We start from the raw sequence: 282 nt of genomic DNA on the forward strand, positions 1-282 counted from the left end.
CGGAGGGCGGTTCGCTGTGGATCGTCAGCGAACTCGTGGCCGCGCGTCCGCTGGCCGCCCTGCTCGCGGAGAAACCGCTGTCCCCGTACCGGGCGGCGGAGGTCGCCTCCGACGTGCTGACGGCGCTGAGGGTGCTGCACTCCCACGGCTGGGTGCACCGCAACATCACCGCGCGCACGGTCCTCGTCTGCGACGACGGCCGGGTCATGCTGACCGGACTCGCGGTCGGCGCCGCGGAGGAGGCACTGTGCGGCTACGACCCGGTGCCCGAGCCCGACTCCG

The 282-nt window shown here is 73.8% G+C and carries 1 protein-coding gene; it reads left to right on the plus strand.

The genetic code is table 11. From position 1 onward, the window contains the following. Positions 1 to 282 (plus strand): protein kinase (locus B9S61_RS06830; protein WP_181007277.1); only part of this gene is annotated, 282 nt, incomplete at both ends.

It is taken from the genome of Streptomyces sp. SM1 (genome assembly GCF_002910825.1).
GTDB lineage: Bacteria > Actinomycetota > Actinomycetes > Streptomycetales > Streptomycetaceae > Streptomyces > Streptomyces okerensis.